21 protein-coding genes are annotated in these 23,109 nt (G+C 63.9%); 10 read left to right on the top strand and 11 right to left on the bottom strand.

Annotated elements, in window-relative coordinates; genetic code table 11:
• The first annotated feature begins 441 nt into the window (after positions 1 to 441).
• Both HU719_RS18425 and HU719_RS18430 read left to right on the top strand, forming a co-directional pair.
• On the top strand, positions 442 to 1,152 hold the full coding sequence (locus tag HU719_RS18425) for a response regulator (RefSeq protein ID WP_186521996.1): 711 nt from the start codon (positions 442 to 444) through the stop codon (positions 1,150 to 1,152).
• Positions 1,149 to 2,753, top strand: coding sequence for an ATP-binding protein (locus tag HU719_RS18430; RefSeq protein WP_186537184.1), 1,605 nt, complete (start codon positions 1,149 to 1,151; stop codon positions 2,751 to 2,753). Before HU719_RS18425 ends, HU719_RS18430 begins: the two co-directional genes overlap by 4 nt.
• Here the strand turns inward: HU719_RS18430 and HU719_RS18435 are convergent.
• Both HU719_RS18435 and HU719_RS18440 read right to left on the bottom strand, forming a co-directional pair.
• On the bottom strand, positions 2,750 to 3,445 hold the full coding sequence (locus HU719_RS18435) for a 4'-phosphopantetheinyl transferase family protein (RefSeq protein WP_186537183.1): 696 nt from the start codon (positions 3,443 to 3,445) through the stop codon (positions 2,750 to 2,752). The genes HU719_RS18430 and HU719_RS18435 overlap by 4 nt on opposite strands.
• Positions 3,446 to 3,830: 385 nt before the next feature.
• Positions 3,831 to 4,622 carry a dienelactone hydrolase family protein gene (locus tag HU719_RS18440; protein ID WP_186537486.1) on the bottom strand — a complete coding sequence of 264 codons (792 nt, stop codon included), beginning with the start codon at positions 4,620 to 4,622 and terminating at the stop codon, positions 3,831 to 3,833.
• 132 nt (positions 4,623 to 4,754) lie between these two features.
• Between HU719_RS18440 and HU719_RS18445 the strand changes: the two genes are divergently transcribed.
• The 5 genes from HU719_RS18445 (at position 4,755) to HU719_RS18465 (ending at position 13,181) form a co-directional block, all read left to right on the top strand.
• Positions 4,755 to 5,360, top strand: a complete 606-nt coding sequence (locus HU719_RS18445) for an outer membrane beta-barrel protein (RefSeq protein WP_186521951.1) — start codon at positions 4,755 to 4,757, stop codon at positions 5,358 to 5,360.
• Positions 5,361 to 5,446: 86 nt separating this feature from the next.
• A complete protein-coding gene (locus HU719_RS18450; protein ID WP_186537487.1) occupies positions 5,447 to 6,124 on the top strand; it encodes a response regulator in 678 nt (225 codons plus the stop codon).
• A complete protein-coding gene (locus HU719_RS18455; RefSeq protein ID WP_186521949.1) occupies positions 6,121 to 7,455 on the top strand; it encodes an ATP-binding protein in 1,335 nt (444 codons plus the stop codon). The genes HU719_RS18450 and HU719_RS18455 overlap by 4 nt, the downstream gene beginning before the upstream one ends.
• An 804-nt stretch (positions 7,456 to 8,259) precedes the next feature.
• The gene (locus tag HU719_RS18460; RefSeq protein WP_186537197.1) at positions 8,260 to 9,582 is read left to right on the top strand and encodes a dicarboxylate/amino acid:cation symporter; all 1,323 of its coding nucleotides are present in this window, start codon (positions 8,260 to 8,262) and stop codon (positions 9,580 to 9,582) included.
• Between the two features lie 185 nt (positions 9,583 to 9,767).
• Positions 9,768 to 13,181, top strand: coding sequence for a M10 family metallopeptidase (locus tag HU719_RS18465; RefSeq protein ID WP_186537196.1), 3,414 nt, complete (start codon positions 9,768 to 9,770; stop codon positions 13,179 to 13,181).
• A 15-nt stretch (positions 13,182 to 13,196) separates the two neighbouring features.
• Here the strand turns inward: HU719_RS18465 and HU719_RS18470 are convergent, their stop codons facing one another.
• Complete coding sequence (locus HU719_RS18470; protein ID WP_186537195.1) at positions 13,197 to 13,691, bottom strand: SprT family zinc-dependent metalloprotease; 495 nt, start codon at positions 13,689 to 13,691, stop codon at positions 13,197 to 13,199.
• Between the two features lie 194 nt (positions 13,692 to 13,885).
• Entirely contained in the window at positions 13,886 to 14,485 is a 600-nt protein-coding gene (locus HU719_RS18475; RefSeq protein WP_186521941.1) for a Yip1 family protein, read from the bottom strand.
• 264 nt (positions 14,486 to 14,749) lie between these two features.
• On the opposite strand from HU719_RS18475, the gene ttcA reads away from it, so the two are divergent.
• Both ttcA and HU719_RS18485 read left to right on the top strand, forming a co-directional pair.
• Positions 14,750 to 15,574, top strand: coding sequence for a tRNA 2-thiocytidine(32) synthetase TtcA (gene ttcA / locus HU719_RS18480; RefSeq protein ID WP_186521940.1), 825 nt, complete (start codon positions 14,750 to 14,752; stop codon positions 15,572 to 15,574).
• A 4-nt stretch (positions 15,575 to 15,578) separates the two neighbouring features.
• Complete coding sequence (locus tag HU719_RS18485) at positions 15,579 to 16,250, top strand: DNA-3-methyladenine glycosylase I (RefSeq protein WP_186537194.1); 672 nt, start codon at positions 15,579 to 15,581, stop codon at positions 16,248 to 16,250.
• Positions 16,251 to 16,396: 146 nt separating this feature from the next.
• Here the strand turns inward: HU719_RS18485 and HU719_RS18490 are convergent, their stop codons facing one another.
• The 3 genes from HU719_RS18490 to arsC are packed head-to-tail and all read right to left on the bottom strand — an operon-like array spanning position 16,397 to position 17,758.
• The gene (locus HU719_RS18490) at positions 16,397 to 16,810 is read right to left on the bottom strand and encodes a DUF2069 domain-containing protein (RefSeq protein ID WP_186521935.1); all 414 of its coding nucleotides are present in this window, start codon (positions 16,808 to 16,810) and stop codon (positions 16,397 to 16,399) included.
• Positions 16,803 to 17,408 carry an NAD(P)H:quinone oxidoreductase gene (gene wrbA, locus HU719_RS18495; protein ID WP_186537193.1) on the bottom strand — a complete coding sequence of 202 codons (606 nt, stop codon included), beginning with the start codon at positions 17,406 to 17,408 and terminating at the stop codon, positions 16,803 to 16,805. Before wrbA ends, HU719_RS18490 begins: the two co-directional genes overlap by 8 nt.
• On the bottom strand, positions 17,405 to 17,758 hold the full coding sequence (gene arsC, locus HU719_RS18500) for an arsenate reductase (glutaredoxin) (RefSeq protein WP_186521931.1): 354 nt from the start codon (positions 17,756 to 17,758) through the stop codon (positions 17,405 to 17,407). The genes wrbA and arsC overlap by 4 nt, the downstream gene beginning before the upstream one ends.
• An 87-nt stretch (positions 17,759 to 17,845) precedes the next feature.
• Between arsC and HU719_RS18505 the strand changes: the two genes are divergently transcribed.
• Positions 17,846 to 18,313, top strand: a complete 468-nt coding sequence (locus HU719_RS18505; protein ID WP_186521929.1) for a TlpA disulfide reductase family protein — start codon at positions 17,846 to 17,848, stop codon at positions 18,311 to 18,313.
• 73 nt (positions 18,314 to 18,386) lie between these two features.
• Here HU719_RS18505 and HU719_RS18510 read toward each other — a convergent pair whose 3' ends face one another.
• The 4 genes from HU719_RS18510 to HU719_RS18525 form a co-directional block, all read right to left on the bottom strand.
• Positions 18,387 to 18,791 (bottom strand): META domain-containing protein, encoded by a 405-nt coding sequence (locus tag HU719_RS18510; RefSeq protein WP_186521927.1) that lies wholly within the window; start codon positions 18,789 to 18,791, stop codon positions 18,387 to 18,389.
• Entirely contained in the window at positions 18,788 to 19,225 is a 438-nt protein-coding gene (locus HU719_RS18515) for a hypothetical protein (protein WP_186521925.1), read from the bottom strand. Before HU719_RS18515 ends, HU719_RS18510 begins: the two co-directional genes overlap by 4 nt.
• 31 nt (positions 19,226 to 19,256) lie before the next feature.
• Complete coding sequence (locus HU719_RS18520; protein ID WP_186521923.1) at positions 19,257 to 20,246, bottom strand: 2-hydroxyacid dehydrogenase; 990 nt, start codon at positions 20,244 to 20,246, stop codon at positions 19,257 to 19,259.
• Positions 20,247 to 20,322: 76 nt separating this feature from the next.
• On the bottom strand, positions 20,323 to 23,076 hold the full coding sequence (locus tag HU719_RS18525; RefSeq protein ID WP_186521921.1) for a response regulator: 2,754 nt from the start codon (positions 23,074 to 23,076) through the stop codon (positions 20,323 to 20,325).
• Positions 23,077 to 23,109: the final 33 nt, after the last annotated feature.

A 23,109-nucleotide genomic window follows, 5' to 3' on the forward strand; every position in this document is an offset into this window, starting at 1 on the left:
TGGCTGGTGAAATCACGCTAAGTTCAGTGGGAAAATTCGCTTGAATTTACCTGTCGACTTGTGTTTGTGATTTTGCTCGAAACCCAATATGTAGTGGTTCGCAGCGATCGGGATACAAGATAATGCGGTCCGGGGGGCTTTGCAAGGTGGGCGGCCTGTGGATAACTTGTGGGTACTTTGTGGGTGATCCGTGGGTATTCGCTGTAGGCCTTGTGCCCACTGGTTTACAAGATTTTTCCGAGCTGTTTGGCCGCGGAGCACTTTTTCGCGGGCGCGCACCCTATCACAAAATCAGCTTCCGGCAAGGGCACGCATGTGCAGTTGGCATGGGCAGGGGTGCAACGTAGTATCCGGCGCAGAAGGTGTTTTTTTGATGCCTGGCCCAAGGGCCGGGCAGTAGACGACCGAAGCGCTGAAAAGACCTATAAAAGGCAAATTGCCATGCCCCAGCCAGACAACCGCATTCTCATCGTCGAAGACGACCAGCGCCTTGCCGAGCTGACCGCCGAGTACCTGCAAGCCAACGGTTTCGAGGTGGCGGTGGAGGGTGATGGCTCGCGCGCAGTGCGGCGCATCATCGACAGCCAGCCGGACCTGGTGATCCTCGACCTGATGTTGCCCGGCGAAGATGGCCTGAGCATCTGCCGGCGGGTGCGCGGCCAGTACGCCGGGCCCATCCTCATGCTGACCGCGCGCAGCGATGAACTCGATCAGGTGCAGGGCCTGGACCAAGGCGCCGACGACTATGTGTGCAAGCCGGTGCGCCCACGCCTGTTGCTGGCGCGGGTGCAGGCGCTGCTGCGCCGTACCGAGGCCCCCGAGCGGCGCCAGGCGTTGACCTTCGGCCCACTGCATATCGACAACCGCCTGCGCGAGGCGCACTTGGGCGGGGCGCTGGTCGAGCTGACGGGGGCGGAGTTCGACTTGCTCTGGTTGTTGGCCAGCAACGCCGGGCGAGTGCTGTCCCGCGAGCAGATCTTCACCGCCCTGCGTGGCGTCGGTTATGACGGCCAGGACCGCTCCATTGATGTGCGCGTGTCCAAGATCCGCCCCAAGATCGGCGATGACCCGGTCAACCCCCGGCTAATCAAGACCCTGCGCAGCAAGGGCTATCTGTTCGTTGGCGAGGCGGCCCAGGCGCTGGCGCCATGAAGTCGATTTTCCTGCGCATCTATGGCGGCATGCTCGCCGTGCTGGTGCTGGTGGCCGTGCTTGGCGCACTGAGCCTGCATCTGCTCAATGAGGTGCGCGCCGCCCAGCACCGCGAGGGCCTGGCCCAGGGCACGTTCAGCCTGATGGCCGACAACCTGGCGCAACAGAACGAGGTAGAACGCAAGCGCTCGTTATTGATGTGGGAGCGGCTGCTCGGCGTGCCGCTGGATGTGCAGCCGTTGTCTGCATTTACCTTGGACGGTGGCCAGCGCGCGCGGCTGTACCGCGACCTGGTGGTGGTGGAGAAGACCGGCCCGCATGCCGCCCGCGTGCTGCGCCGCATTGGCCATGAAGACCAGTTGCTGCTGGCCGAGGTCAAGCAGGTCAGCGAGCAACTGGCGCGCGCCACCCTGTACCTGCTGGCCGACGAGCTGGTGCGCTACCCGGTCAGCGAGCAGCAGAGCCGCCTGGCGCAGATCAAGCAGAGCAAAGGCTTCGGTTTCAATATCGCCCTGCAACGCATCGAACGTGCCGCGCTGGATGATGACCAGCGGCGCCGGGTGGAGGAGGGGGACACGGTGATGGCGCTGGGCAAGGACGGCGATTCGATCCAGGTGTTTTCGGGGCTGGCCGGTTCGCCCTGGGTGCTGGAAATCGGCCCGTTGTACCAGCTCAACCCCTACCCGCCGCAGTTGTTGATACTGATTGCCTGCCTGGGCCTGTGCCTGATCGGGCTGGTGGTGTACTTGCTGGTGCGCCAGCTTGAGCGCCGTGTGTCGGGGCTTGAGGTGGCCGCCACGCGCATTGCCCAGGGCAGCCTCGACACCCGCGTGCCGGCTGGCGATGCTGACTCGGTGGGGCGCCTGGCCGAGGCGTTCAACGGCATGGCCGAGCACCTGCAGCGTTCGCTCAGCATGCAGCGCGAGCTGGTGCGGGCGGTGTCCCACGAGCTGCGCACGCCGCTGGCGCGCCTGCGCTTTGGCCTGGAGATGCTCGAAAGCGCCAGCACTGAACAGGCGCGGGCCAAGCATCTGCTAGGCATGGACGGCGATATCCAGGACCTCGACAAGCTGGTCGACGAGATGCTCACTTACGCCCGCCTGGAGCAAGGCGCGCCGGCGCTGCAGTTTCAGGCCGTGGACCTGGATGCCTTGCTCGACCGGGTGATTGCCGAGCTGTCGCCGCTGCGCGCCGAGGTCAAGGTGCTACGTGGGCAGTGCCAAAGGCCGCAGGATGGCGCTGCCTGGGTCGAGGCGGAGCCACGCTATTTGCACCGCGCCCTGCAGAACCTGGTGCGCAACGCCATGCGCCATGCCGAAGGCGAAGTGCGCCTGAGCTATCAGCTGGGGCAGCAGCGCTGCCGTATCGATGTCGAAGACGATGGCCCCGGTATCCCCGAGGGCGTCTGGGACCGCATCTTCACCCCGTTCACGCGCCTGGACGACAGCCGCACCCGGGCGTCTGGCGGGCACGGGCTGGGCTTGTCGATCGTGCGGCGGATCATCTACTGGCATGGCGGCCGCGCACTGGTCGGGCGCAGCGAGGCGCTGGGCGGCGCCTGCTTCAGCTTGAGCTGGCCACGCCAGCAAGCGGGCGGTTAGACGCTGACCAGGCTGAGCAGGTGGCCGCCTTGCAGGCAGAACTGGCCGTCGAGCTCGACGCCGTGGTGCCATTGTGCGGACAGGTCGGTCAGCAGGCGCAGGCGGGCATGGCCGTCGGCGGACCAGTGCAGCAGTTCTGCGTGCTCGAAGTAAAAGCGCTGGCCGGTGATCGGGTAAAGGGCCTTGAACAGGCTTTCCTTGAGTGAAAACGTCAGGGTGACCGCCAGCGCTTGCTGGCTGCGGTCCAGGCGTTCCAGCTCGGCGGGGGTGAGGATTTCACCGGCCAGGCGTTCGGCGCGCTCTTCGCTCAGTAGCGACTCCTGGTCCAGGCCCAAGCCTGAGCCCACGCTCGCGACCACCGCCGCCGCCCAGCCTTGGCCGTGGGTGATGGAGCCATGAATGCCGCTGGGCCAGATCGGCGAGCGGTCCTCGTGGGTGGCGGGTATATAGTCGCGGCCATCAAGCAGGCGCAGGGCTTCACGGGCGCACATGCGGCCGGCCAGGTACTCGGCCTGGCGCTTGGCTACCGAGCGTTGCAGGCTGGCGCTGGGCACAATGCCGGCGCGCTGGAAATCGTCAGGTGCGAGGTTGGCCGGGTCGAAGGCACAGCTCACCAGCACCGCGCCCGGTACCGGGCGGGGCAGGGGCCAATGGGGTTGCAGGGGGGCGCAGCAGGCAGGGAGTCTGTTCATGGCGAGTATTGTGCCATGGTGTCTTCAACATTGGCGCAGGCTTGCTCCGGCCTCATCGCAGGCTGTCGCCAGCCACTCAGGCCTTGCTCAACCGCAACATTGCTGGTTGGACCCTATCTTGTGGGAAATGATAGAGAGTCGTGGCGAGCGGGCTTGTCCCGCGTTGGGCTGCGCAGCAGCCCTGAAAACCCAAGGGGCTGCTGCGCAGCCCAACGCGGGGCAAGCCCGCTCGCCACAAGGAGATATGTCTGGCGGGAACAGGCTTGCACAAAACCATAGAATCTCCCACAGATATCCAGATCAGGCCTCGATATTGTGGATGTGCACGGTCTTTGTAGGAGCTGGCGACAGCCTGCGATGGGCTGCAACGCAGCCCCGGCTTTACTCAGTCAAACGCCTTCTTGAAAAACGCCTGCATGTCTTTCCACGAGCTTTCATCGGCTGCCTTGTCATAACCGATATCCGGCCCGCCATGCCCACCATGGCTCAAACGGTCGGCATCCGGGTTGGTGAAGCCATGCTTGGCCCCGGGAATCCCGACAAACTCATAGTCCACCTTGGCTGCATCCATCTCGGCCTTGAACGCCGCCACCTGCTCCGCGGTGACCATGCTATCGGCCTCGCCGTGCTCAACCAGAACCTTTGCCCGTACCACGCCAGGCTTTGCCGGTGTCTTGGTCGCCAGTGCACCATGGAAGCTCACCACGCCATCGAGCTTTTCGCCCCGGCGCGCGGCATCGAGCACCACCGCGCCGCCAAAGCAGTACCCCACCGCGCCCAACTGGTGCTTGTTGGTGTTGGGCTGCAACTTGAGCAGCTCGAGCCCGGCGTCGAAGCGCCGCGCCGCTGCCGCCGGGTCTTTCATGGCCGCAGCCATGAACGCCTGGGCGTCCTGTGGGTGCTCGGTATGCTTGCCGTCGCCATACATATCGATAGCCAGCGCGTTGTAGCCAAGTGCCGCCAGGTCACGCGCGCGGCGTTTGGCGTAGTCGTTCAGCCCCCACCATTCATGCACCACGACGACGCCCGGGCGTTTGCCTTCGACCGCGTCGTCGTAGGCGTAGTAGCCGATCAGCGCAGTGCCGTTGTCATCCTGGTAGCGGATTTCGCGGGTCTGCACCGCCGCCTGGGCGAGGGCGGTACTGCACAGCAGGGCCAGGGCAAGCAGGGTACGCATGGGGAAACTCCTTTTACGACGGTGGCCGCTTCGTTCAGCGGTTGTTCAGGCAAGGTTCAGCGGCGGTTCAGGGCGCCCTCCCTACTCTAGCTCCCAGACACAGACAAAGCATCCAACGGGAGTACCTGAACCATGAAAACGCTCAATACCCTGATTGCCGCCATGGCGGTGTGCGCCGCCGGCATGACCACCGCGGCCCAGGCCGACGACAACTTCGCCAGCCTGACCTACGGCCAGACCAGCGACAAAGTGCGCAAGTCCGGCCTGCTGCAAAACAATGCCCCCGGCCTGAACGCCGACGGCATCATCGGCAAGGACAACACCTGGGGCGTGCGCCTGGGTCAGATGAATCAGCAGGGCCGCTACTACCTGACCTACGACAACGTGTCGGGTGACCACAGCGGTGTCAAGCTGCGCCAGGAGAACCTGCTGGGTAGCTACGACCTGTTCCTGCCCGTAGGCGATACCACCAAGTTGTTCGGCGGCGCCAGCCTGGGCGTGACCAAGCTGACCCAGGATTCCCCCGGTGCCAGCCGCGACACCGACTATGGTTACGCCGTTGGCCTGCAAGGCGGTGTCATCCAGGAACTCACCGACAATGCCTCGGTTGAGCTTGGCTACCGTTACCTGCGCAGCAACGCCAGCACCGAAATCGGCGAGCATGGCGGGCCGAAAGACGGCACCCTGCGCCTGACCAGCAGCGCGCAGACGTACCTTGCGGCCACCTACAAGTTCTGAAGCAGGTGCACCGGCAAGCCGGCACATAGGGATGATGTCGCTTCGCTGTTATCCTGTGCCGGCCCCGCACAAACAAGGAGAGCTGCATGAAACTGCTGGTGGTCGAGGACGAAGCGCTGCTGCGTCATCACCTGTTCACCCGTCTGGGCGAAGGCGGGCATGTGGTGCAGGCGGTGGCCAACGCCGAGGAGGCGCTGTACCAGGCCGAGCAGTACAACCATGACCTGGCGGTGATCGACCTGGGCCTGCCGGGCATGAGCGGGTTGGACCTGATTCGCCAGTTGCGCAGCCTTGGCCAAACCTTCCCCATCCTTATTCTCACCGCCCGCGGCAACTGGCAGGACAAGGTCGAAGGCCTGGCCGCCGGCGCCGACGACTATGTAGTCAAGCCGTTTCAGTTCGAAGAGCTCGAAGCCCGGCTCAATGCGCTGCTGCGCCGCGCCAGCGGTTTTACCCAGTCGACCATCGCTGCCGGCCCGCTGCTGCTTGACCTCAACCGCAAGCAGGCCAGCCTGGATGACACGCCGCTGGCGCTGACCGCCTACGAATACCGCATCCTTGAGTACCTCATGCGCCATCACCAGCAGGTGGTGGCCAAGGAGCGCCTGATGGAGCAGCTGTACCCCGGCGACGAGGAGCGCGACCCCAACGTCATCGAGGTGCTGGTGGGCCGCCTGCGGCGCAAGCTTGAGGGCGACAACGGCTTCAAACCCATCGACACCGTACGCGGGCTGGGTTACCTGTTCACCGAGCGCTGCCGTTGATTCGTTCGCTGCGCGTACGCCTGATGCTGGCAGCGGCGCTGTTGGCGCTGCTGTTCATGCTGGCGCTGCTGCCGGCGTTGCAGAAGGCGTTCAGCCTGGCGTTGCAGGAGTCCATCGAGCAGCGCCTGGCCTCGGATGTCACGACCTTGATTTCTGCCGCGCGCATCGAGGATGGCCGCCTGCAAATGCCGGCGCTGCTGCCCGACGAGCGCTACAACCTGCCGTACACCGGGCTGCTCGGCTACATTTTCGACCGCCAGGGCACGCTGGTCTGGCAATCCCGCGCGACCCGCAACCGCCACATCAACTACAGCCCGCGCTATGACGGGCGTGGCAATGAGTTCGCGCGCATCGAGCAAGAAGGCAACGAAGAGTTTTTCGTCTATGACGTCGAGGTCAAGCTGCTGGGGGGCAAGAGCGCGGCTTACAGCATCGTCGCCCTGCAACCGGTGCGCGAGTACCAGCACACCCTTGATGGCCTGCGCGAAAAACTCTACCTGGGTTTTGGCGCAGCGCTGCTGGCACTGATGGCGCTGCTGTGGGCCGGCCTGACCTGGGGCCTGCGTTCGTTGCGCAGGCTCAGCGTAGAGCTTGACCAGGTCGAGGCTGGTGCCCGTGACGGCCTCAGCCGCGAGCACCCGCGTGAGCTGCTGCGCCTGACCGGCTCGTTGAACCGCTTGCTGCATAGCGAGCGCGAACAGCGCCAGCGCTACCGCGACTCGCTCGACGACCTGGCCCACAGCCTGAAAACCCCGCTGGCGGTGTTGCAGGGGGTTGGCGAGAGCATGCCGCAGGGCAGCCAGGCGCAGGTGCTGCAAAGCCAGATCGAGCGCATGAGTCAGCAGATCGACTACCAGTTGCAGCGCGCCAGCCTGCGCAAGAGCGGGCTGGTGCGCCACCAGGTGCAACTCGTGCCGCTGCTCGACAGCCTGTGCAGCACGCTGGCCAAGGTCTACCGCGACAAGCGCGTCGAGGTCAGCCTGGATATCCCGGCCCAGGCGTGTGTGCCGGTGGAGCAGGGCGCCTTGCTCGAACTGCTCGGCAACCTGCTGGAGAACGCCTACCGGCTGTGCCTGGGGCAGGTGCGGGTGAGCCTGCGCGAAACGCCGGGGCTGCTGGAGTTGTGCATCGAGGATGACGGCCCGGGTGTGCCGCCGGATCAGCGCGAGCGCATTCTGGAGCGCGGAGAGCGGCTGGATAGCCAGCATCCGGGGCAGGGCATTGGGCTGGCGGTAGTCAAGGACATCATTGATAGCTACGACGCAGAGTTGCAGCTCGATGATTCGGCGCTCGGTGGGGCGATGTTCCGGATTGTGTTTCGCTTGGATTGAGGCCGAGCACCCCTCGCAGGCGGGCATCTCTGTGCCGGCTGGGCGCGGTTTGCGTAGGAGATCATCCAGCCCTGCAGGGCTGCGCTGTCGCGCAGAGAACTGGGCACCGTGGGAGATTCTATGGTTTTGTACAACCCTGTTTTCGCCAGACATATCTCCTTGTGGCGAGCGGGCTTGCCCCGCGTTGGGCTGCGCAGCAGCCCCTTGGGTTTTCAGGGCTGCTGCGCAGCCCAACGCGGGACAAGCCCGCTCGCCACGGCTCTCTATCATTTTCCATAGGATTGGGTCCAACCAGCAATGTTGCGGTTGCGCATGGCCTCTGTGGGAGCTGGCGATAGCCTGCGATGAGGCCGGTGCAGGTTTGCTGATACCTGTGGTTCTTTGCTGTGGTTTTGAGGTGTTTACGCGTATTCATTTGTGATGCCGACGCTTAGTCCCCCAGCCATTTTGAGTGAGGCGCCCATTTAAGGGTCGCACGCCCCATCGCGGCACAAGACCGCTCCCACAGCGGCCAGGGCGGATTCCCGCCACCCCCTCTGTACGAAACCCGCCACCGGGCGGAAATCCGCCAGCCGAACCCCCGCCTCGCGCCCTGTCCCAGGGCAAAAATATCCCGTAAACATTGGCTTTGCACCGCCGTCGGGCATTTTGGCATCGCCCTTGCTAAGTGTTCATCAGAGACCGGGCAGACGCCTGCCAGGCTGCTCGAAAACAATGACAAATCCCTCCAGGTGCAGGAGGGTTCGCGATTCAGGTGCCCACATCCTTGAAGGGATGCGCCGGCACACTTGAGGAAACTAAGCCATGACGACTCGTCAGCCGCTGTACAAATCGCTGTATGTCCAGGTGATCGTCGCGATCACCATCGGTATCCTGCTTGGCCACTACTACCCCGAAACCGGCGTCGCCCTCAAACCACTGGGTGATGGTTTCGTAAAACTGATCAAGATGGTCATCGCCCCGATCATCTTCTGTACCGTGGTCAGCGGCATCGCTGGCATGCAAAGCATGAAGTCGGTCGGCAAGACCGGCGGTTACGCGCTGCTGTACTTCGAGATCGTCTCCACCGTCGCACTGATCATCGGCCTGGTCGTGGTCAACGTGGTCCAGCCGGGCGCCGGCATGCACGTCGACGTCAGCACCCTGAACGCCAGCAGCGTGGCCGCCTACGCCGCCGCCGGCGCGCAGCAGACCACCGTCGGTTTCCTGCTCAACGTCATCCCTAACACCGTTGTCGGTGCCTTCGCCAACGGCGACATCCTGCAAGTGCTGATGTTCTCCGTGCTGTTCGGCTTCGCCCTGCACCGCCTGGGCAGCTACGGCAAGCCGGTGCTGGACATGATTGACCGCTTCGCCCATGTCATGTTCAACATCATCAATATGATCATGAAGCTGGCGCCGGTCGGTGCCTTCGGTGCCATGGCCTTCACCATCGGCCAGTACGGCGTGGGTTCGCTGGTACAGCTGGGCTACCTGATGGCCTGCTTCTACATCACCTGCCTGCTGTTCATCCTCGTGGTACTGGGCGGTATCTGCCGCGCCCACGGCTTCAGCGTCCTCAAGCTGATCCGCTACATCCGTGAAGAACTGCTGATCGTGCTGGGCACCTCGTCCTCCGAGTCGGCCCTGCCACGCATGCTGGCCAAGATGGAGCGCCTGGGCGCGAAGAAATCGGTGGTTGGCCTGGTTATCCCGACTGGCTACTCGTTCAACCTCGACGGCACCTCGATCTACCTGACCATGGCTGCGGTGTTCATCGCCCAGGCCACCGACACCACCATGGACATCACCCACCAGATCACCCTGCTGCTGGTGCTGCTGGTTGCGTCCAAAGGCGCTGCCGGTGTTACCGGTTCGGGCTTCATCGTGCTGGCTGCCACCCTGTCCGCCGTCGGCCACCTGCCGGTTGCAGGTCTGGCGCTGATCCTCGGCATCGACCGCTTCATGTCCGAAGCCCGCGCCCTGACCAACCTGATCGGCAACGCTGTTGCCACCGTGGTTGTCGCCAAGTGGGTCAAGGAACTGGACACCGACGTGCTGCAGGCTGAGCTGGCCTCCGGTGGTGCCCCGCTGATCGACACCCGCCCGACCGACGACCTCGGCGTAGCGGAAGGCCCGGCGCGCTGATAGCGCAGCGGTAACCTGAAAAAACCCATCTTCGGATGGGTTTTTTTGTGCCTCCCCGACCGGCGCAACGTTCTTTTGGCGCCAATTTAGTGTTAAATAGCCATCACCTTTTATTGCCTGGGTTTTACGGACCGGCCAGGCGTTGAGTACACGGATGTTCACGGTCTATTCAGGAATGTAGTGCAATGCCCAGCCCCACCGGATACACCTCGGCTCGCAGTGTTTCGCTGTCGGGCAACAACCTCATCGATAGTCTGCTTGCCGGCTCGGCCTGGGATACCTCTTCGTATTTCACCGGCGGCACCACGCCCCTGACCTACAGCTTCGTCACCCCGAACGTGTCGATGTTCGCCACCCGCTATACCGACAGCAACGAGTACCGCGCCGCGTATTCGCTGACCGCCGCGCAGAAAACCGCCGTGACCGGTGCGCTGGCGGCGTGGTCTGCCGTGGCCGACATCAAGTTCACCCTGGTTGCCGAGTCGCGCAGCAACGTGGGTGACTTGCGCTTTGGCGGTTACAGCAAGATGGATGAAGATGCCGCTGCGTGGGCCTACTACCCAGCCAACAACCCGAGTGCGGGCGATGTCTGGATCGGCAAGCACACCAACCAGGCCAATCCGCTGCCGGGCTCGTACGACTACATGACCTTCATGCACGAGATCGGTCATGCCTTGGGCCTGAAGCATCCGTTCAGCGCCTCTGCCAGCAACTCGGCCGTGTTGCCGACAGAGCTGGATGACGTGCGCGTCACCTTGATGAGCTACCAGAACCTGTATTTCACCGACAACACGCTCAGGGCCTACGTCGAGCCAACCACGCCGATGCTGCTGGATATTCTGGTGATGCAGCGCCTGTACGGCGCCAACATGAAGTGGCACAGCGGCGACGATACCTACAGCTTCAAGCCCGGCCAGGTGGTGTTCCAGACGTTGTGGGACGCAGGCGGCACCGACACCATCGATGCCAGCAACCAGCGCACAGGCGTGAAGTTGGACTTGAATGAAGGGGCTTACAGCAACATCGGCGCGTTGTTCTATGACTACAACCTCGGGGCCTATGTCAACGACGGCCTGGCCATCGCCTACGGCGCCAAGATCGAAAACGCCACCGGTTCCGCCTTCGCCGACACCTTGATCGGCAACGACCTGGACAACGTGCTCGACGGCCGTGGCGGCGCCGACATCATGCGCGGCGGCCTGGGCAACGACACCTACATCGTCGACAACGCAGGCGACGTGGTCGTCGAAGACAGCACCCTGGCCAGCGAGATCGACACCGTGATGGCGTCGATCAGCTACACCTTGGGCGACAACCTGGAAAACCTCACCCTGACCGGCCGCGCAGCGATCAACGCCACCGGCAACGCGCTGAACAACGTGCTGATCGGCAACGCCGGCAACAACGTACTGGACGGCGGCGCTGGCGCCGACAAGATGAGCGGCGGTGCCGGCAACGACACCTACGTGGTCGACAACGCAGGCGATGAGGTGATCGAAGGCGTCAACGCGGGTATCGACACCGTGCGCGCCTCGCTGAGCTGGGCGCTTGGCGCCAACCTGGAAAACCTCGAACTCACCGGCAGTGCCAACCTCAATGGCACCGGTAACGCCCTGGCCAACGTGCTGACCGGCAATGCCGGCAACAACGTGCTCGATGGCGGGCTGGGCGCGGACCGCATGATCGGCGGCCTGGGTGATGACACGTATTACGTTGATAACATCCGGGACGTGGTGGTGGAACTGGCTGGCGAAGGCCGCGACCTGGTGCGCAGCTCGATCACCTACGTGCTCACCGCCAACGTCGAAGACGGCGAGCTGCTCGGCACGGCCAACCTGAACCTGACCGGCAATGCCGGCGACAACGTGCTGACCGGCAACGCCGGCAACAACATCCTCAAGGGCGAGGGCGGGCGCGACACGCTCATCGGCGGCCTGGGCAACGACACCTACTACGTCGACAGCAGCGATGACGTGATCATCGAAACCAGCACCCTGGCCAGCGAAATCGACAGCGTGTTCGCCTCGGTCAGCTGGACCCTGGGTGACAACCTGGAAAACCTCACCCTGCTCGGCGCGGCCCACCTTGACGCCATCGGCAACGCGCTGGACAACCGCCTGACCGGCAACAGCGGCAACAACCTGCTCGATGGCGGCGCTGGCGCTGACATCATGAGCGGCGGGGCCGGCAACGACACCTACATCGTCGACAATATTGGCGACCAGACCCTCGAAGCGGCCAACGGCGGTATCGACACCGTGCGCGCCTCGCTGGACTGGACCCTGGCCGCCAACGTCGAAAACCTGGTGCTGACCGGCAACGGCAACTTGCGCGGCACCGGCAATGCGCAGGCGAACGTGCTGATTGGCAACAGTGGTGACAACCAATTGTTCGGCGGCGCCGGCAATGACCGCCTCGAAGGCGGCGCGGGCGACGACCTGCTCGATGGCGGCGTGGGTATCGACACCATGATCGGCGGCCTGGGCAATGACATCTATTACGTCGATAACGTGCGCGATGTGGTGACCGAAGCCTTTAACGAAGGCCGCGACCTGGTGCGCGCCTCGATCAGCTACGTGCTGGCCGATAACATCGAAGAGGGCGAGCTGCTCGGCAAGGCCAACCTCAACCTGACTGGCAACTCACTGAACAACATCCTCACCGGCAACGACGGCGCCAACGTGCTGCGGGGCGGTGGCGGGGTGAACACGTTGATCGGCGGGCTGGGCAACGACACCTACTACGTCGACAACGTAGATGACGTGATCGTCGAGGCTGGCACCTCGCCCAAGGAAATCGACAACGTATTTGCCTCGGTCAGCTGGGCCTTGGGCGACAACCTCGAAAACCTCACCCTGACCGGCGCTGGCAACCTCAATGGCACCGGCAATGCGTTGAACAACCGCATCACCGGCAACGACGGCGACAACGTGCTGGACGGCGGGGCGGGCGTCGATACTCTGATCGGCGGCAAGGGCAATGACACCTATGTGGTGGACGATGTGCGCGACGTGCTGATCGAAGGCGTCAACGCCGGCATCGACACCGTGCGCGCCTCGGTCAACTGGACCTTGGCAGCCAACTTCGAAAACCTGGTGCTGACCGGCACCGATAACCTCAACGGCACCGGTAACGCTGCGGCCAACGTGATGACCGGCAATGCCGGCAACAACACCCTCAATGGCGGCGCCGGCAATGATGTGCTGGATGGCGGGGCAGGCGATGACGTACTGATCGGCGGCCTGGGCACCGACACCATGACCGGCGGCACGGGCGCAGACCGCTTCGTGTTCAACCTGATCAGCGAAATCGGCCTGGGCGACAAGCGGGATGTCATCACCGACTTCAACGGCGCCGAAGGCGACCGCATCGACCTGACCAAGATCGACGCCAACGTGCTGCTCAAAGGCATCAACACCTTCACTTACATCGGTTCCGGCGATTTCACCGGTGCCGGCCAGCTGCGTTTTGCCAATGAGATCCTCTCGGGCAACATCGACGCCAAGTTGGGCAGTGACGGCAAGTTCACCGCTGACTTCGAGATCCAGCTGGTGGGCGTGCAGCAGTTTACTGCCGAGCACCTGGTAGGCGTTGCGTGATTCAGGGCGGGTGGCTCACTCCACCCGCGTCTGCCCGCTGAATACCAAGGTCTGCCGGCAACGTTTGCACAGGTAGCGCCGCCCCTTGGCCACCAGGGTGTGGCGCTGCGCCGTGAACGGGAAGTCTTGTTCCGGGCAGCGGCAGGTATAGATGTAGCGCGTGGCGCTGCGCCGCTGCACTGCATAGTTGTGGCAACGGTTGGGGGGCAGCTCGTAGACCCCGCGCATGATCAGTTGCCATTCTTCGCCATGGGCCTGGATGCGGTCACCGAACAATTGGTGGGCGACCAGGTGCGCCACCTCGTGGGCCACGGTCTGGCGCAGGAAGTCGTCCTGGTTTTCGCGGTACAGCTGCAAGTTGAAGCGCAGCAGGTTTTCGTGCAGATGGGCGACGCCGGCCTTCTGGCCACGCAGCTTGAAGCTGACTTGCGGGCGCGGGAAGGGGCGTTTGAAGAAGGTTTCAGCTTGTTGGTAGCAGGTTTCGACGCGTTGTTTGAGCAGCTCGGGCATGGCGGGGCGGGTCTCCTGGCCCGGCATTATGCCGCAATCAGTGCCTTGTAGGAGCGACCTTGCGTCGCGAAAGGGCGGCGAAGCGGCCCCAGGATCTGCGCGTCATGCAAAATCGCCGGGGCTGCTTCGCAGCCCTTTCGCGACGCAAGGCCGCTCCTACACACCGGCCGCGTGGCGGTTGAATTATCCGATCTTCAGTTGGTATACACAGGCCCCACACCCAACCCCCAGATGATCACCGTGGCCGCCATGATCGCCACCAGCACCACCAGGCCCACCGCCAGCACGGAACTTGAGAACAGAAAGCCCTCATCGGCCGGGATGTTCATGAAGGTCGGCAGCCCGACATACAACAGGTACACCGTGTAGCAGATCGCCGCCGTGCCGATCAGCATGCCCAGCCACAGGTGCGGGTACAGCGCGGCGAGCCCGCCGATGAACAGCGGGGTGGCGGTATAGGTCGCAAAGGCGATGCACTGCGCCATGCTCGGGTTGGCATCATAGGTGCGTGCCATCCAGTGGATGAACGCGCCCATCACCGCCACCCCGGCGAGCATCGCCAGGTAGGACATCACGCTCATCCACACGGCGCTTTCCATGGTCAGCATCACCGCTGGCCGTTCGCCGATCACCCAGCCCACCTGGGTGGTGCCAATGAACGCCGAAATGGCCGGGATCGCCGCCAGCACCAAGGTGTGTGTCAGGTACATGTGGCTGATGGTTTCGTCTTCGCCACGGATTTCCCGCCATTCCTGGTCAGGATGGGTAAATAGCCCCACAACGTGATGGATCATGCCGGTCACTCCTGTCAGTCGTCGTTGCCAGCGGCTTGCCCATGGCGCGCCAGTGGCCCGAGGCCAAGGTGCCCGCAGTGGGCGGATGTGGCCTTATGTCGCAGTATAGGAAGCGCTACCCGGCACAAACGGCGCTTTTTAGAGCAAATCGCGCTGTAACTCGCTTGGCTGATTCCCGCGAAGTCTTTGTCGGAAGGCCTACAGCGGGGCGCGGTTTGTGCGTAAAATAGCCGGCTTTTGTCACACCTCGCGGATTCAAGCGCTATGGGCACCCTCTCGGTCAACCAGAACAAACTGCAAAAACGCCTGCGTCGTCTCGCCGGCGAAGCCATCACCGACTTCAACATGATCGAAGATGGCGACAAGGTCATGGTCTGCCTGTCTGGCGGCAAGGACAGCTACACCATGCTCGATGTTCTGTTGCACCTGCAGAAGGTGGCGCCGATCCAGTTCGAGATCGTTGCAGTGAACATGGACCAGAAGCAGCCAGGCTTCCCCGAGCACGTGCTGCCGGCGTACCTGAAGAGCCTGGGCGTCGAGTACCACATCGTCGAAAAAGACACCTATTCGGTGGTCAAGGAATTGATCCCCGAGGGCAAGACCACCTGCTCGCTGTGTTCGCGCCTGCGTCGCGGCACGCTGTACACCTTCGCGGACGAAATCGGTGCGACCAAAATGGCCCTGGGCCACCACCGCGATGACATCGTCGAGACGTTCTTCCTCAACATGTTCTTCAACGGCGCGCTCAAGGCCATGCCACCCAAGCTGCGCGCCGATGATGGCCGCAACGTGGTGATCCGCCCGCTGGCGTACTGCAACGAGAAGGACATCCAGGCCTACTCGGACATGCGTGAATTCCCGATCATCCCGTGCAACCTGTGTGGTTCGCAGGAGAACCTGCAGCGCCAGGTGGTCAAGGACATGCTGGTGGAGTGGGAGCGCAAGCACCCGGGCCGTTCCGAGAGCATTTTCCGCGCCCTGCAAAACGTGGCGCCGTCGCAGTTGGCCGACCGCAACCTGTTCGACTTCACCAGCCTGAAAATCGACGAAAGCGCCACGCCGCGTTTTCTCGACGTGCTGAACATCTGACCGCATGCGCGATTATCAGTGGTTGCATGAGTACTGCCTGAACCGCTTTGGTTCGGCCCAGGCGCTGGAGGCGTTTCTGCCGCAGCCGCGTACGCCTGCGCAATTGCGCGCGGTCAGTGATGACCGCTACCTGTCGACCTTGGCGTTGCGGGTGTTCCGCGCAGGTCTCAAGCACAGCCTGGTGGATGCCAAGTGGCCGGCGTTCGAGCAGGTATTCTTCGGCTTCGACCCGGAAAAGGTCGTGCTGATGAGCGCCGAGCATCTGGAGCGGTTGATGCAGGACACGCGCATCATCCGCCACTTGGGCAAGCTCAAGAGCGTGCCGCGCAACGCGCAGATGGTGCTGGATGTGGCCAAGGTGCACGGCAGTTTTGCAGCGTTCATCGCCGCCTGGCCCGAAACCGATATTGTCGGGCTGTGGAAATACCTGGCCAAGCACGGTACTCAGTTGGGCGGGCTGTCGGCGCCGCGGTTCTTGCGCATGGTTGGCAAGGATACGTTCATCCCCACCGATGACATGGCCGCCGCGCTGATCGCGCAGAAAATCATCGACAAGGCCCCCACCAGCCAGCGCGACCTGGCGTTGGTGCAACAGGCGTTCAATCAGTGGCACGCCGAGAGCGGCCGGCCGCTGTGCCAGTTGTCGGTCATGCTGGCGCATACCGTCAACCATTGAGCGCAGGGGTAAGGCTATCGCGGGGCAAGCCCGCTCCCACAAAAGCTGCTTTCATGCATCCTGTGGGAGATCACCCAGCTGTTACGGGCTGCGCTGTCGCGCAGAGAACTGGGCAGCGTGGGAGCGGGCTTGCCCCGCGATAGGGCCTAACTGCCTTCGCCGGCCATGCGCCGTTCCAGCTGGAACTTCCAGCGCACATACAGCAGCCCGGCAATGAACAGCCCCAGGCTCACCAGCACCTCCACCCAGCCAAACAGCGCCCGGGCCGGGTCGAACGCGGCCAGCACGCCCTTGATGAAATAGATGTTCACCACAAAGCAGGCCCAGGCATGCGCCCTGGCGCTGCCCATCAGCATGCCCGGCAGCAGCAACAGCAACGGCACCAGCTCGACCGCCAGAATGACCTCGACCCGCGCCCCGTGCAGGTTGGCGAACCACAGGTTGTTGACCACCAGCAGCGCGATCAGGCCAAAGAAGCAGGCCAGGCTCAATGCCCGCATCAGGCGCGCCCGTGGCGCCAGCCAGGCCAGCGGCGGCAGTACTTTAGGCTTTTTAGCCACGTTGGCCCCCGAGGGCTTTGGCGGTGTTGGCCAGGCGTTGGCCCAGCGCGCGGCACAGGGTGATTTCGTGCGGGTCGAGCTCGCGCTTGCCGTCGGCACCGGCGTGATGGCTAGCCCCATAAGGGGTGCCGCCGCCGGCGGTTTCGAGCAGCGCCGATTCGCTGTATGGCAGGCCGGTGACCAGCATGCCGTGGTGCATCAGCGGCAGCAGCATCGACAGCAGGGTGGTTTCCTGGCCACCGTGCAGGCTGGCGGTGGAGGTGAACACCGCAGCCGGCTTGCCGACCAGTTCGCCGCCCAGCCACAGGCTGCTGGTGCCATCGATGAAGTACTTCAGCGGCGCGGCCATGTTGCCAAAGCGCGTCGGGCTGCCCATGGCCAGGCCCGCGCAGTGGCGCAGGTCGTCCAGGGTGGCGTACAGCGCGCCGCTGGCCGGGATGTCCGCAGCCACCGCTTCGCACTCGGTGGAAACCGCCGGCACCGTGCGCAGGCGGGCTTCAAGGCCGGCCATCTCGATGCCACGGGCGATGTGCCGGGCCATTTCGCTGGTGGAGCCGTGGCGGCTGTAATAAAGCACCAGAATGTAGGGGGCGCTCACGGCAGGATCTCCACCAGGTTGTCCAGTGGGCGGCCGATGGCAGCCTTGTTGCCGGCAACCAGAATCGGCCGCTCGATGAGTTTGGGGTGTTGCACCATGGCGTCGATCAGTTGCGCCTCGGTCAATGCCGGGTCCGCCAGGTTCAGCGCCTTGTACTCGTCTTCGCCGCTGCGCAGCAGCTGGCGCGCGCCGATGCCCAGCTTGGCCAGCAGCTGTTGCAGGGTGGGGGCGTCGGGTGGGGTTTCGAGGTAGCGCACGACGTTGGCGGTCAGGCCGCGTTCTTCGAGCAGCTCCAAGGCTGCACGGGATTTGGAGCAGCGCGGGTTATGATACAGCGTCAGGTCGGTCATGGCGGGTCGCATCCAGCAGGGTGTGGCGGCTATTCTAACCGCAGCGATCGGCTCCAGGCTTTGAAAAACTTGCAGAAGGATTGACCCATGGCAAGGCGTTTGGCAGCTGCACTGGCCATTACCGCGGGCTTGTTGCTCGGCGGTTGCGGTGCCGATTACGGCGTTGACCAGCACGGTAACGCGGTGCAGGCGCAACAGCTCGACGGGCACTGGCTGGTGCTCAACTACTGGGCCGAATGGTGCGGCCCGTGCCGCACGGAAATCCCCGCGCTCAATACCGCGGCCAAGCAGTGGCAGGCCCAGGGCATCAAGGTGTTGGGGGTGAACTATGACGGGCTGCAGGGCGCGGAGCTCAAAACCGCTGCCGATACCCTCGGCATCGACTTCACTGTGCTCGCCCAGGACCCGGCCGAGCACTTCAAGCTGCCACGCAGCGAAGCGTTGCCGGTGACCTACATCATCGATGACAAAGGCAAGGTGCGCGAACAGCTGCTCGGCGAGCAGACCCTCGAGGGCCTGCAGGCGAAGATCAAGGCGCTCAAAGGCGGCGCCTGAGCGGCTGTTCGCGGGGCAAGCCCGCTCCTACAGGCGTGGGAGCGGGCTTGACCCGCGAAGGGCCCTGGGCCCGTCAGCCTTCCTCAGGCCAAAAGCGCAGCGGCTTGCCTTCGGCGGGCCAGAAGCGGATCTGCTCGATGGGCGACACATCCCAGCGTTGCACGGTCTCCAGTGCCTGCAAGAAGCGTTTTTCCTGCTCCATCAGCGCCGGTGAGCACAGCTTGCGGGTCTTGCCGACCTTGCCGAAGCTCAGTTGCTCGCCGTCAAGCGTATACGGTGCAAACCAATGGTTGCAGCCGGCATTGCCGTAGGCGCGGCCATCGCTGGCCAGGGTCAGGGTCAGGTGGCTGTAGTCCATCAGCGGGCGTTCGCCGATCCATTCCAGCACATAGCTCTGCTCCTTTTGCAATGGCGAAGGCTGCGAAGCGCAACCGGCCAGGCCGCAAGCGAGCAGGGCGGCAGTCAACAACTGTTTCACTCACCACGCTCCTGGCAGTTGGGGCACAGGTGGGCGTTGCCCTGGCTGGTCCAGCCCAGCTCGGCAATGCGCGCGGTGGCGGCTGGGGCGTGGCCCTTTTTGCCAAGTTTGGCTTCGGCGGCGAACTCGAAGTCCAACTGCGCCTGGCAGCGGTCGCAGTTGACCTGCCACTGGTGAATTTCCAGCTCGTTGAACACCGGGCCCTGGGCCACGGCGACCCACTGGCCGGTCGGGTTGATCAGGTGGCGCACGCTGTCCACGGTCAGGCGCATGGACAGGGTCTTGCTACCTTTGAGCGACACCAGCAGGGCGTCACCCTTCTGGATCGAGCCGCCGTTGCCGGTCACCTGGTAACGGCCCGGTACCAGCGCGCGGCATTCGATCAAGGTGTGTTGCGGGTTGAAAAGGGTGTAGCGGAAATCGTGCTCGACCATGGGTCCTCCAGAAATGCCGCGTATCCTAGCATCACTTTGTGACCAGATTCTGCGGATTGCCTGCCGCCCAGCGGTTGATGTTGTCCAGCGTGGTCGCGGCGATGGCATCCAGCGCTTCGCGGGTGAGAAACGCCTGGTGCGCGGTGATGATCACATTGGGGAAGGTCAGCAGGCGCGCCAGCACATCGTCCTGCAGCGGCTGGTCGGAGCGGTCCTCGAAAAACAGTTGGGCCTCTTCTTCATAGACATCCAGCCCCAGGTAGCCGAGCTGGCCGCTCTTGAGCGCCTCGATCAGCGCGGGGGTGTCCACCAGCGCGCCGCGCCCGGTATTGATCAGCATGGCGCCGTGCTGAATCTGCGCAAGGCTCCTGGCGTTGATCAGGTGCCGGGTGTCTGCGGTCAGCGGGCAGTGCAGGCTGATGATGCGTGCTTCACGCAGCAGCTCGGGCAGCGGCAGGTAGCGGGCACCCAAGGCCAGCAGTTCGGGGTTGGGGTAGGGGTCGTAGGCCAGCAGCTGGCAGCCCAAGCCGGCCATGATGCGGGCGAAGGCCGCGCCGATCTGCCCGGTGCCGACCACCCCGACCGTCTTGCCATGCAGGTCGAAACCGGTCAGCCCATGCAAGGTGAAATCGCCCTCGCGGGTGCGGTTATAGGCCCGGTGCAGGCGGCGGTTCAGTGCCAGAATCAGCGCCACGGCATGCTCGGCGACGGCGTGCGGCGAATACGCCGGCACCCGCACCACACTCAGCCCCAGGCGCTCGGCTGCGGCCAGGTCGACGTGGTTGTAACCCGCCGAACGCAGCGCGATCAGCCGCGTGCCGCCCTCGGCCAGGCGCTCCAGCACCGCAGCGTCAAGTTCGTCGTTGATGAACGCGCACACCACTTCATAGCCGTGGGCCAGTGGGGCGGTGTCGAGGGTCAGCCGGGCGGGCTGGTAGTGCAGGTCCAGGTTGCTGCCAGCGGCGCTGCGGGCAAAGCTTTCCTGGTCGTAGTGCTGGCTGCTGAACAACAGTGCGCGCATGGCGGTAGTCCTTTTATGGCAACAGCAACAGTCTAACCACACGCCAGGCGCGCGGTGTTGACCTGCATAGCGCCGATCACGCGCTCAAGCGCGCCTGCTCGGCAAGGCGGATGATCGCCCGGTCCAGTTCATCCAGCGCTTGCAGCGCCTGCGGGCTGTCCTGTTTCAGCAGTGTTTCGCTGCGTTGGCAGGCGGCGCGCAGTTGCGGTACCCCGCAATAGCGCGAGGCGCCATTGAGGCGGTGCACGCGCTCGATCAAGGCCGTGCGGTCGTCATCTTGGCGGGCAATGTGGATGGCTTCGCGGTCGGCATCCAGCGAGGCCAGCAGCATCGCCAGCATGTCGGCGGCAAGGTCTGGCTTGTTGGCGGCCAGGCGCAGGCCTTCTTCAGGGTCGAGCACTTTCAGTTCGCTGTCCGGCAGTTGCTCGGCAGCGCGCTCCTGGGAGGTTGCGCCCAAGGTCAGGCCGGTCCATTTCATCACCACCTGGGCCAGTTGGCGCTCGCTGATCGGCTTGGTCAGGTAATCGTCCATGCCGCTTTGCAGCAGGGCACGTTTTTCGTTGGCCATGGCATGCGCGGTGAGGGCGACGATGGGCAGCACCGGGCCGCTCTGGGTGCTTTCCCATTGGCGAATCTGCTCGGTACAGGCGCGCCCGTCCATGCCGGGCATCTGCACATCCATCAGCACCAGGTCGAAGGCCTCGTTCTGCACCGCTTGCAGGGCGGCAAAACCGCTGTCTACAGCCAGCACCGCCGCGCCCATGTCTTCGAGCAGGGTTTGCACCAGCATCAGGTTGGCCGGGTTATCGTCGACGCACAGCACCTTGGGCATGCGCTCGCCACTGTCTATGCGCGCCTCGCCGAGGATGCGCCGCGGTTGCACCAGGTCGACCAGCAGCCGGCGCAACTTGCGCGAGCAGGTGGGTTTGGCCAGCAATTGCCCATAGGCGTTGGGCAGATACGGGTGATATAGCGGTTGTTCGGTGGTCGGGCACAGCACCACGCACTGGCAGCCCAGGCGTTCGAGCTGCTGATGACACTGGCCCAGTTGCTCGGGCGACAGGCTGCCCAGGTTGGCCCCGAGCACGGCGAAGTCGAACGGCTGGCCGGCCTGGCTTGCCGCGTTGACCGCTTGCAGCAGTTGCTCGTAGGAAGAGAACAGGCTCACCGCCAGGCCGCAGTCCTCAAGCTGGTGCTCCAGGGCCTGGCGGGCCAGGTCATGGCCGTCGACGATGGCCGCGCGGCGCCCGATCAGGGCTTGCAGCGGCTGTTCTTCGGCATCGTCATGGGCCCGTGGCAGGTTGATGCTGATCCAGAATTGCGAACCCTCGCCCGGGGTGCTGTCCACGCCGATCTCACCGCCCATCTGCTCGATCAGGCGTTTGGAAATCACCAGCCCAAGGCCGGTGCCACCGGGCTGGCGCGACAGCGAGTTGTCGGCCTGGCTGAACGCCTGGAACAACGTGCGCACATCCTGTGGCGACAGGCCGATGCCGGTGTCCTGCACGCTGATACGCAGTTGCGCATGGTCATCCTGCTCGTCCTCGACCATGGCGCGGACGACGATGGTGCCTTCGCGGGTGAACTTGATCGCGTTGCTCACCAGGTTGGTCAAAATCTGCTTGAGCCGCAGCGGGTCGCCGACCAGCGACAGCGGCGTGTCGCGGTACACCAGGCTGAGCAGCTCCAGTTGCTTGGCGTGGGCGGCCGGGGCGAGGATGGTCAGGGTGTCCTGGATCAGGTCGCGCAGGTTGAACGGAATGCTGTCGAGCACCAGCTTGCCGGCCTCGATCTTGGAGAAGTCGAGAATCTCGTTGATGATCCCCAGCAGGTTGTCGGCAGACTTTTCGATGGTGCCTAAATAGTCGAGCTGGCGCGGCGTCAGTTCGCTTTTCTGCAACAGGTGGGTGAAGCCCAGAATGCCATTGAGCGGGGTGCGGATCTCGTGGCTCATGTTGGCCAGAAACTCGGACTTGATACGGCTGGCCTCCAGGGCTTCCTTGCGCGCCATGTCCAGTTCGATGTTCTGGATCTCGATGGTTTCCAGGTTCTGGCGCACATCTTCGGTGGCCTGGTCGATGCTGTGCTGCAGCTCTTCGTGGGCGTTTTGCAGGGTTTCGGCCATGCGGTTGATACCGGCTGCCAGTTCATCCAGCTCATGGCTGCCCATGGCCGGCAGGCGTTCTTCGAGGTGGCCGTCCTTGAGTTGGTTGACCGCATGCTTGATGTGCTTGATCGGCTCGTTGATGGTGCGGCTCATGCGCAGGGCCAGCAGGGCGGTCAGGCTCAGGCCGACCAGTATCAACAAGAGGCTGGTAAACAGGTTGCGGTAGCCACGCAGCAAGGTGCCGTCATGGGACAGCTCGATCTCGACCCAGCCAAGCAAGCGCTCGGCCTCCTCGGGCACGGCGTCGGTGGCCAGGTCGCGGTGGTGGCCGAATACCGGCATCAGGTAGCGGGTGGCATCGTTGCCGGTGCGTTGCAGCAATTGCGTACCGGTGCCGCCGCTGGGCGGCTGGTTGAGCATGCTCGGGCCGGCATGGGCCAGGCGCTTGCGGTCCGGGCTCAGAAACGCCACAGCGCGCACGTCGGTCTGTTCCAGGGCCTGCGCGGCGATGCGCTCCAGTTGCGCAGGGGACTGGTGGGCCATTGCCGGTGCGGCCAATGGCGCCAACTGCTCGGCGATCATCTTGCCGCGTTGCAGCAGTTGCGTACGCAGTTCGCTCTGTTGCAGCCAGGTGAAGTAGGTGCCCAGCACCAGGGCCATGAGCGCTGCTGGCAGCAAGGCCAGTAACAGTACGCGGCTGCGGATTCCTAATCGGTCGAGCACACCTGTCTCCTGTCATGTGCATAAAACGTGCGC

This window comes from Pseudomonas farsensis (assembly GCF_014268805.2).
Lineage (GTDB): Bacteria > Pseudomonadota > Gammaproteobacteria > Pseudomonadales > Pseudomonadaceae > Aquipseudomonas > Aquipseudomonas farsensis.